This window comes from Brachybacterium alimentarium (assembly GCF_002332425.1).
In the GTDB taxonomy this organism is placed as follows: domain Bacteria; phylum Actinomycetota; class Actinomycetes; order Actinomycetales; family Dermabacteraceae; genus Brachybacterium; species Brachybacterium alimentarium.
Genome location: NZ_NRGS01000020.1, coordinates 58,905 through 67,864, shown reverse-complemented (window position 1 = coordinate 67,864; position 8,960 = coordinate 58,905). Strand labels below are relative to the sequence as shown.

Genomic DNA, 8,960 nt, shown 5'->3' with positions numbered 1-8,960 from the left:
CCTGATCGTGCATCAGTCCCGACCATCATGAACCCGACCGTCACCCTGGCGGCCTAAACCAAGCTGACACCTGATCGTGCATCAGTCCCGTGGCCCGGGGCCCTGTGTGCCTGTGTGCCTGTGTGCCTGCGTGCCTGTGACAAGGAACCGGCGGACCGGTCCCACGATCCACCCGATCAGCGACGGCCGATACCATCGGAGATCTCTGCGTCGATCGCACCCCGAGGAGAAGAGATCTGATGTCCCAGGCCTACCACGCCGACTCGTCCGAGCTGTCGACCAAGGAGGTCCTCAGCTGGGAGCTGTTCGGCACCGCCTCGAGGGAGCTCGCGCAGACCATCGCCGATTCGGCGTTCGACCCGGAGATCATCATCGCCGTGGCGCGTGGCGGTCTGCTGCCGGCCGGATCCCTCTCTTACGCACTGGGCCTGAAGCTCTCCGACGCGATCAACGTCGAGTTCTACACCGACGTGCACGAGACGCTGCCGGATCCGGTCCTGCTCGCCCCGATGCTCGACACCGAATCGATCAAGGGCAAGCGCCTCCTCGTCGTCGACGACGTCGCCGATTCCGGTCGCACGCTGGCCCTGGTGCTCGATCTGCTGCGCGAGCAGGGCGCAGACGCCCGCAGCGCCGTGCTGTACGCGAAGTCCGCCTCCGTCGTCTCCCCGGACTTCGTGTGGCGCCGCACCGACGAGTGGATCGTCTTCCCGTGGTCGGCCGAGTCGCCCGTGGTCCCGAACCCGGGCGTGGTCCCCGGGAACGCCTGACCGTCGGGCGCTGATCCGCGTCCGAGCCGGCGCGGACCGGCTCAGCCGCGGACCTGCACTGCCTCCGACGGGTCGCTCTGCCGCCAGGTGCGGTCGTAGGCGGTGACGACGTAGTACCCGCTGCCGTCGGCGCCCTCGTGCACCAGAGCCTGGGAGGTGCGGCCGGCGCGCACCGTCGCCACCAGGTTGCGCCCGTCGGCGAGCTCGTCGGCCCCGGCCGTGGCCGACGGCAGACGCCAGAGCGCATAGCTGGTCGCAGCGCGACCGCGCCAGCGCACCTCCACGCCGTCCTCGACGTTCCGCGCGGCCAGGACCGTCGGCGCCTCAGGAGCCTCGCCGGGGATCCCCTCGATCACGGGGACGATCGCCGGATGCGTGTAGTGGCGCTCGACGAGGTCGTCGACCGCCCCGACGGCGTCATCGCGCAGGCTCGCGGCGCTGAAGTAGACGTTGCCGTCGATCGGTGCGAGGGTCTGCGTGAGGTCGAGGTGATCGCCGAGCTCGGTGGCCTCCGGGAAGGTGCCGTCGATCGCCTTGTAGGCGGCCTCGCCGATGTAAAGGGCCACGCCCGTGCCCTCGACCTTGTCGGCCCACCAGCGCGCCAGGGTCTCGTAGTCGGCCGCGGGATGCCCGATCTCCCAATAGATCTGCGGGTTGATGTAGTCCACCCACCCCTCGCGCACCCAGCGCAGGGAGTCCGCGGAGATGATCTCGTAGCTCTCCGAGCCCGAGGTGTCCGAGCCCTCCGGGTCGCTCGTGGCGTTGCGCCAGATGCCGAACGGACTGATCCCGAACCGCACCCAGGGCTTCTCGGCCCGGATGCGCTCGTGCATCTCGCTGACCAGCAGATCGATGTTCCCCCGCCGCCAGTCCTCGATCGATTCGGTCCCGTCCGAATGCGCGGCGAAGGTGTCCTCGTCGGGGATGGTCTGCCCTTCGACGGGGTACGGGTAGAAGTAGTCGTCGAAGTGGGCGCCGTCCACGTCGTACCGGGAGACGGCGTCCATCATCGCGTCCTGCACGAAGGCGCGGACCTCGGGCAGGCCGGGGTCGTAGTAGAGCTTGCCGCCGAACGGCCAGACCCAGTCGGGGTGCACTCGCGCCGGATGGTCCTCGACCAGGTCCGGCTCCTCGGTCATCGCGACCCGGTAGGGGTTGAACCACGCGTGGTATTCGAGGTTGCGCTCATGGGCCGCTTCGATCTGGAAGGCCAGCGGGTCGTAGCCGGGGTCCTCACCCTGGGTGCCCGTGAGGTACGTCGACCACGGCTCGAACGAGGAGGGCCAGAATGCGTCGGCCGTGGGGCGCACCTGCGCGATCACCGCATTCAGCCCGAGCTCCTCGGCGAGGTCGAGCCAGGTCAGGTACTCCTCCTTCTGCTGCGCGACGCTGAGGCCGGGCGCGGAGGGCCAGTCGATGTTCTCGACGGAGGAGAGCCACATGGCACGGAACTGCCGGGCGGGCGGAGGAACAGGATCATCCGCCGCGGCATCGCCGGCCGACGGAGCAGCTGGGTGTGCGAGAGCGGGGACGGAGCCCGCGCTGGCCGTGAAGGCAGTGGCCCCGGCGCCCGTGCTCAGGCGCAGGAAGGTGCGGCGATCAAGAGGAAGCACGGCGGCGCGATCTCCTTCGGCGGTGACAGAGGTCACTCACCGTGGCACAGGTCTGCGCCTCGGGCAAGGCGGCTGCGCTGCGCCGGCCCTACTCCGTCGGCGCGGTCCCCTTGCCTGCCGTCGTGCTCGGAGAAGCCGTCCCGTCGGGCGTGCCGGTTCCCTCCGCCGCGCGCGTCGGTGATTCGTCCGCGCTGCGTCCACCGTGGTTCTCGCCGGCGTCCCCGTCCTGCGAGTTCTTCAGCGTCCGATCGTCCTTCTCGCCGTGGTGCCCGATGGGCAGCAGGTGCAGGATCGCGACGACGACCCCGCCGATGAGCAGACCGAGCACGAAGGAGAAGGCCGTGTTGAGCAGCCAGCCCAGCACGGCGCCCACACCGGCCACGCCGCTGACGGACTCCTCGAGATGGTGGACGAACCCGTAGGGCTGGGCGAGCCCCAGGTCGTGGGTGCCGACGAGCAGAATGTGGCCGCCCACCCAGAGCATGGCGACCATGCCCACGTAGCTGATCACGGTCATGACCGTGGGCATCGCCCGGACCAGGCCGTTGCCGAAGCGCTGCTTGAGATCCGATTCGGCGTCCGACGCCATCGCCAGGCCCACGTCGTCCATCTTCACCAGGACCCCGACCGCGCCGTACACCAGAGCGGTGATGCCGATCGCGACGACGATGAGCACGGCGGCCTGCTCCCACACCGAGGTGGGGGCGAAGGAGTTCATGGAGATGACCATGATCTCCGCCGAGAGGATCAGATCGGTGCGCACGGCGCTGGAGACGATCCTGCCCTCCGCATCGGCACCCTGCGAGGTCGCCGGCTCCTTCTTCGGTGCGCCGCGCACCAGCTCCCAGACCTTCTCAGCGCCCTCGAAACTGAGGTAGAGGCCACCCAGCATGAGGATCGGCGTCAGCGCCCAGGGCGCGAAGGCGCTCAGCAGCAGCAGGACAGGCAGGATGATCAGCAGCTTGTTGCGCAGGGAACCCTTGGTGATCCGCCAGATGATCGGCAGCTCCCGCGCGGGCTTGATGCCTCGCACGTACTGGGGAGTCACCGCGGCGTCATCGATCACCACGCCCACCGCCTTGGCACTCGCCTTCGCGGAAGCGGCGGCGACGTCGTCGGCGCTGGCGGCGGCCAGGCGAGCGAGTGCAGCGACGTCGTCGAGCAGTGCGGCGAGTCCACCGGCCATCAGAGGGTCCTTCCCCAGGGATCGGCCACCCCGCGGCGGCCGAGCACAGGATATAGGGCGCCTCCCGCCTGACTTGCCGCCTGACTTGCCGCCTGACTTCCCGCCTCACTTCCCGCCTGACTTCCCGCTTCATACCCGGCCATCGCGACCGCGCGCGACCCGGACGGCATTCCACCAGCAGTGAACCTGATGGTCCGGCCCTCGACGGCATCGCATGCCGGTGCAAAGGTGGGGGTATGGATATTGCACTCATCGGAGGACACGGCAAGGTCGCACTGCTCGCGGAGCCGCTGCTCGTGGACGCGGGTCACACCGTCCACGCAGTGATCCGCAACCCCGAGCAGACGGCAGAGATCGAGGCCACCGGCGCGAAGGCCGTCGTGGCGGATATCGAATCGCTCGACGACGCGGGCTGGGACGAGCTGCTGCGCGGCAAGGACGCAGTGGTCTGGGCCGCCGGCGCCGGCGGCGGGAACCCGCAGCGCACCTGGGCCGTGGACCGGGACGCGGCGATCGCGTCGATGGACTCGGCTCAGCGCGTGGGGGCCACCCGGTACCTGATGATCAGCTACTTCGGGGCGAGCCTCGAGCACGGCGTTCCGGAGGACGAGCCGTTCTTCGCCTACGCCGAGGCGAAGGCACAGGCTGACGACCACCTCAAGGGCACCGGTCTCGAATGGACGATCCTCGGGCCGTCGGGGCTCACCCTCGAGGAGCCGACCGGACGGATCGACGCGACCGCGACCGAGAGCAGCACCGTCTCCCGCGGGAACGTCGCCCGGACGATCCTCGCCGCGCTCGAGCGTCCGGCGACCGTCGGGAAGTTCCTCACCTACAACGACGGTGAGCAGGAGATCGGCGAGGCGTTCGACGCCGCCGTCTGATCTCCAGCACCTGAACACCAGCAGGTGAGGATCGGGCCGGCGTCGATCGGGTCGGACCGCGGGCGGTCCCGACCGAAGTCGGCTGCGGCCTCGGCTCCGGCCGACGGCCGCAGACCCGCCTGACCGCGGATGGCTCCGGCAGCGCACAGCGCGCCCGGGGCCATCCGCCGTGCGCAGGCGCCACGCCGTGCGCACGCGCCATGCCGCGTGCAGGCGCCCCGCCGCAGCCCGCGCCGTGACTGAGCGCGCGGCCCGTCCGAGCAGGAAGCTCCCGCGCCCTCGCGAGGCTCGGGGACTCGCCTGTTCAGCCATGAGCCCGTACGAGCAAGTCGTCGCCCGTGCCGGGCCGAGATCGAGGAGGAGCAGCAGTGGACAGCGCACGCCGATGGAGTGGGGTCGTCGCCCTCGCCCTGGGGATCTTCGTGCTCATCACGATCGAGGAGCTGCCGATCGGGGTGCTCAGCGTGATGGCGCCGGAGCTCGGGATCAGCGAGGGGCTCGCGGGACTCTCGGTCACCGTGCCCGGCGTGCTGGCCGGTGTCGTGGCTGTGCTCACCCCGGTGATCGTGCGGGGGATGGACCGCCGCCTCGTGCTCGTGCTGGCCCTGTCCTCGGTGGTGATCTCCTGCGCGCTGAGCGTGGTCGCCCCGAACTTCGCGGTGCTGCTGCTGGCCCGACTCTTCGCCGGGGTCTCCATCGGCCTGTACTGGGCGGTGCTCGCGATCGTCGCGCTCGGCCAGGTCGAGGCGAAGCACAGTGCGCGGGCCCTGACCGTCGCCTTCAGCGGCGCCGGCGCTGCCCTGGTGCTCGGCGTGCCGATGGCCGCATGGATCGGGTCGCACGTGGGATGGCGGGCGGCCTTCGCCGTGGTGGGCCTGATCGCCGTGCTCGTCGCCGTGCTGATCCTGCTGCTCGTGAAGCCGGTGCGCTCGCCGGTGAAGGTGACCCCGGCGATGATGCTCGCCGCCAGTCGTGCGCGCGGCGTGCGCTATGCGATCGTGCTGACCTCGCTGGTGGTGGTCGCCCAGTTCATCACCTACGCCTATGTCAGCCCGATCCTGGTCGCGCGGGCCCAGGTGCCGGTCACCGACATCGGTGTGATGCTGCTGGCCTTCGGCATCGCCGGGCTGATCGGCAACTTCGCCGTCGCTCCGCTGCTGACCCGCAGCGCGCCCTGGGGCGTGCTGGTGGTCTCCTCCGGCGTGGGGATCTCCCTGCTCCTCGTGCTGCTGCTGATGCACACCCCGGCCTCGGCGCTCGCGATCATGCCGCTGTGGGGTCTGTTCGTCGGAGCGATCTCGGTGGCGATCCAGGCCTTCGTGGGCTCCCAGGCCGCCGAGGTCATCGAGGAGGGCACCGCGCTGAACAGCGCCGTGTTCAACGTGGCGATCGCCGTGGGCGCCCTGGTGGGCGGGCTGATCATCGACCGCGCTGGGCAGACCTCGCTGATCGTCACCTCGACGGTGATGGTGCTCGCCGGAGCGGCTGTCGCCGCGAACTACCTGCGCGGCGGCGTCGCCGGGCTCAGACACTCCGAGTCCGCCTGAGCGCGCGGGCAGCGATCAGCCGGTGACGCGGAAGCTCGCCGCGCCTTTCGGGGCCTGCGGGCGCACCTCGGTCCCGCTCACCTGTGCCCCGGGCGGGCCCTCCCGCAGCCAGTCGAGCATCGACCCGACCGCGTCGGACGACCCTTCGACATCCGCCTCGACGGAGCCGTCCCACAGGTTCCTCACGGTCCCGACCACGCCCAGACGCTCCGCCTCGGACGCGGCCGCCATGCGGAAGCCGACGCCCTGAACGCGTCCCTGCACCCGCACGAGACGACGTAGGACGCCGTGGTCCGCCGAGTCGCCGGCGGTCGGAGCAGGTCCTGTCATCAGTTGTCGCCTCCGGTGTCCTGGGCCTGCGCCGGGGCGCCGCCGGCTGCGTGGTCGGCGGTGTCGTCCCACTGCCACTGGGCGATGTGCGCCGGGTCCTCGCCGTGCTCGTAGGCGTGGGCGCGGGCTCGGAGTCTGGCATCGACCATCTGCTGCCGAAGACCCGCATACCGTGTGGCCAGGCCCTCGACCCGGTCGATCACATCCATCACGAGGTGGTAGCGGTCGGAATCGTTGAGCATGAGCATGTCGAAGGGCGTGGTGGTGGTGCCCTCCTCCTTGTAGCCCCGCACGTGGATCCGGGAATGCCGATCGTGACGGTAGGCCAGGCGATGGATCAGCCACGGATAGCCGTGATAGGCGAAGATCACCGGGAGGTCCTCGCCGAAGACCCCGTCGAAGTCCTGGGGCGAGAGGCCATGGGGATGCTCGGTGTCCTCCTGCAGACGCATCAGGTCCACCACGTTCACCACCCGCACCTTCAAGGAGGGGATCTCCTCGCGCAGGATCTTCGCGGCCGCGAGCGTCTCGATGGTGGGGATGTCCCCGGCGCAGGCGAGGACCACATCCGGTTCCTCGCCGTCCACCTCGGTGCCGGCCCACTCCCAGATGCCGAGCCCGCGGGCGCAGTGCACGGCGGCCTCGTCCAGGCTCAGCCAGTTCGGGTTCGGCTGCTTCCCGGCCACGACCACGTTGACGTACTGGCGAGAGCGCAGGCAGTGATCGTAGGTGGACAGCAGGGTGTTCGCGTCCGGCGGGAGGTAGACCCTCACGATCTCGGCCTTCTTGTTGACCATGTGATCGATGAACCCGGGATCCTGATGGCTGAAGCCGTTGTGGTCCTGCCGCCACACGTGCGAGCTCAGCAGGTAGTTCAGCGAAGCCAGCGGCCGGCGCCACTCCAGCTCGTTGGTGACCTTCAACCATTTCGCGTGCTGGTTGACCATCGAATCGACGATGTGGATGAAGGCCTCGTAGGAGGAGAAGAGCCCGTGCCGGCCCGTGAGCAGGTACCCCTCGAGCCAGCCCTGGCACTGGTGCTCCGAGAGCACCTCCATCACGCGGCCGGAGCGTGCCAGGTGCTCGTCGCGGTCGTGCGGCTCGAAGTCAGCGTTCCACTGCTTGTCGGTCGCCTCGTACACGGACTGCAGGCGGTTGGACGCGGTCTCGTCGGGACCGAAGATCCGGAAGTTGTCCGGGTTGTCCCGGACGACGTCCCGCAGCCACCCGCCCAGCACCTTCGTCGCCTCGGAGACCGAGGCGCCGGGTCGATCGACCTCGACGGCATGGTCGCGGATATCGGGCAGACGCAGCGGGATCAGCACGGAGCCGCCGTTGGTGGCGGGGTTCGCCGACATCCGCTGCGCCGACGCCGGAGCAGTGCTCGCGATCTCCTCGAGCAGGCGGCCGTCCTCGTCGAACAGCTCCTCGGGACGGTAGGAGCGCAACCACGCATCGAGGTCGGCGAGGTGCTCCTCGGTGTCGCGGGCGCTGGCGAGCGGCACCTGATGGGAGCGCCAGGAGCCCTCGGTGACCTGACCGTCGATCGTCTTCGGGCCGGTCCAGCCCTTCGGCGTGCGGAAGACGATCATCGGCCAGGCGGGCCGTTCGGTCTCGCGGCCGTGCGCGGCGTCCTCCTGCGCCCGCTGCTTGATCTCGGCGATCTGGTCCAGCGCCTCGTCGAGGACGGCGGCGAAGCGCTCGTGCGCCGCCATCGGGTCCTCGTCCTCGAACCCGCCGGTGAAGAACAGCGGGGTGTGCCCGTAGCCGCGCAGCAGCGCTTCGAGCTCCTCGTCGCCGAGACGGGCCAGCACGGTGGGATTGGCGATCTTGTAGCCGTTCAGGTGCAGGATCGGCAGCACCACGCCGTCCTGCTGGGGGTTGGTGAACTTGTTCGAGTGCCACGACGTGGCCAACGGACCGGTTTCCGCCTCGCCATCACCCACCACGGTGAAGGCGATCTGGTCGGGCCTGTCGAACATCGCGCCGTAGGCATGGGAGAGCGAGTATCCGAGCTCGCCGCCCTCGTGGATCGACCCGGGGGTCTCCGGCGCCACGTGCGAGGGGATGCCGCCGGGGAAGGAGAACTGCGTGAACAGGCGGTTCAGCCCCTCCTCGTCCTGGCTCACGGCGGGGTAGACCTCGCTGTAGGTGCCTTCGAGGTAGGTGGCGGCCACCAGTCCGGGCCCGCCGTGCCCGGGGCCGGTGATGTACATGGCGTTCAGGCCGCGCTGCCGGATCGCCCGGTTGGCGTGGGCGTACAGGAACGTGAGCCCCGGCGTGGTGCCCCAGTGCCCGAGCAGACGGGGCTTGACATGCTCGCGCTGCAGCGGCTTGCGCAGCAGAGGGTTGTCCTTGAGATAGATCTGCCCGACCGACAGGTAGTTCGCGGCCCGCCACCAGGCATGGATCCGCGACAGCTCGTCGCCCGAGGGCGGATCGGCGGGGGAGTTCGGCCAGCTCGTGGTGGTGGTCATGGCGCCTTCCTGCTGCGATGGACATCAGGGTCCCCCGGAGGGTTCTCCCCACCGTAGGGGGAGCCGGGGGAGAGCGGAAGGGCCGACGGTCCTGCTCGGCCGCGCGACCGAGGGACGCCGGGGCGCGAAGCCACCGCGGGAAGCCAGGACACG

General features: G+C 69.9%; 7 protein-coding genes. 3 read left to right on the top strand and 4 right to left on the bottom strand.

The window, feature by feature from the left end:
* Positions 1-239 precede the first annotated feature (239 nt).
* On the top strand, positions 240-770 hold the full coding sequence (locus CIK71_RS12255; protein WP_096165965.1) for a phosphoribosyltransferase: 531 nt from the start codon (positions 240-242) through the stop codon (positions 768-770).
* A gap of 41 nt (positions 771-811) precedes the next feature.
* Here CIK71_RS12255 and CIK71_RS12250 read toward each other — a convergent pair whose 3' ends face one another.
* Positions 812-2,383: a glycoside hydrolase family 10-like protein gene (locus CIK71_RS12250; RefSeq protein ID WP_199586329.1), complete on the bottom strand. Its 1,572-nt coding sequence runs from the start codon at positions 2,381-2,383 to the stop codon at positions 812-814.
* A gap of 88 nt (positions 2,384-2,471) precedes the next feature.
* Positions 2,472-3,569 (bottom strand): DUF808 domain-containing protein, encoded by a 1,098-nt coding sequence (locus CIK71_RS12245; protein ID WP_096165963.1) that lies wholly within the window; start codon positions 3,567-3,569, stop codon positions 2,472-2,474.
* 236 nt (positions 3,570-3,805) lie between these two features.
* On the opposite strand from CIK71_RS12245, the gene CIK71_RS12240 reads away from it, so the two are divergent.
* Positions 3,806-4,453: an NAD(P)-dependent oxidoreductase gene (locus tag CIK71_RS12240; protein WP_096165962.1), complete on the top strand. Its 648-nt coding sequence runs from the start codon at positions 3,806-3,808 to the stop codon at positions 4,451-4,453.
* 368 nt (positions 4,454-4,821) lie between these two features.
* Positions 4,822-6,000, top strand: a complete 1,179-nt coding sequence (locus CIK71_RS12235) for an MFS transporter (protein WP_241964082.1) — start codon at positions 4,822-4,824, stop codon at positions 5,998-6,000.
* A 15-nt stretch (positions 6,001-6,015) separates the two neighbouring features.
* On the opposite strand, the gene CIK71_RS12230 is transcribed toward CIK71_RS12235, so the two are convergent.
* Positions 6,016-6,330, bottom strand: a complete 315-nt coding sequence (locus tag CIK71_RS12230) for an acylphosphatase (protein WP_096165960.1) — start codon at positions 6,328-6,330, stop codon at positions 6,016-6,018.
* On the bottom strand, positions 6,330-8,807 hold the full coding sequence (locus CIK71_RS12225) for a phosphoketolase family protein (protein ID WP_096165959.1): 2,478 nt from the start codon (positions 8,805-8,807) through the stop codon (positions 6,330-6,332). The genes CIK71_RS12230 and CIK71_RS12225 overlap by 1 nt, the downstream gene beginning before the upstream one ends.
* Between the last annotated feature and the right edge of the window lie 153 nt (positions 8,808-8,960).

What these genes read in the sequence shown, in the direction of transcription:
- CIK71_RS12255 (WP_096165965.1), top strand. Translation starts at nt 240, where the DNA reads ATGTCCCAGGCCTACCACGCCGACTCGTCCGAGCTGTCGACCAAGGAG.
- CIK71_RS12245 (WP_096165963.1), bottom strand. Translation starts at nt 3,569, where the DNA reads ATGGCCGGTGGACTCGCCGCACTGCTCGACGACGTCGCTGCACTCGCT.
- CIK71_RS12240 (WP_096165962.1), top strand. Translation starts at nt 3,806, where the DNA reads ATGGATATTGCACTCATCGGAGGACACGGCAAGGTCGCACTGCTCGCG.
- CIK71_RS12230 (WP_096165960.1), bottom strand. Translation starts at nt 6,330, where the DNA reads ATGACAGGACCTGCTCCGACCGCCGGCGACTCGGCGGACCACGGCGTC.
- CIK71_RS12225 (WP_096165959.1), bottom strand. Translation starts at nt 8,807, where the DNA reads ATGACCACCACCACGAGCTGGCCGAACTCCCCCGCCGATCCGCCCTCG.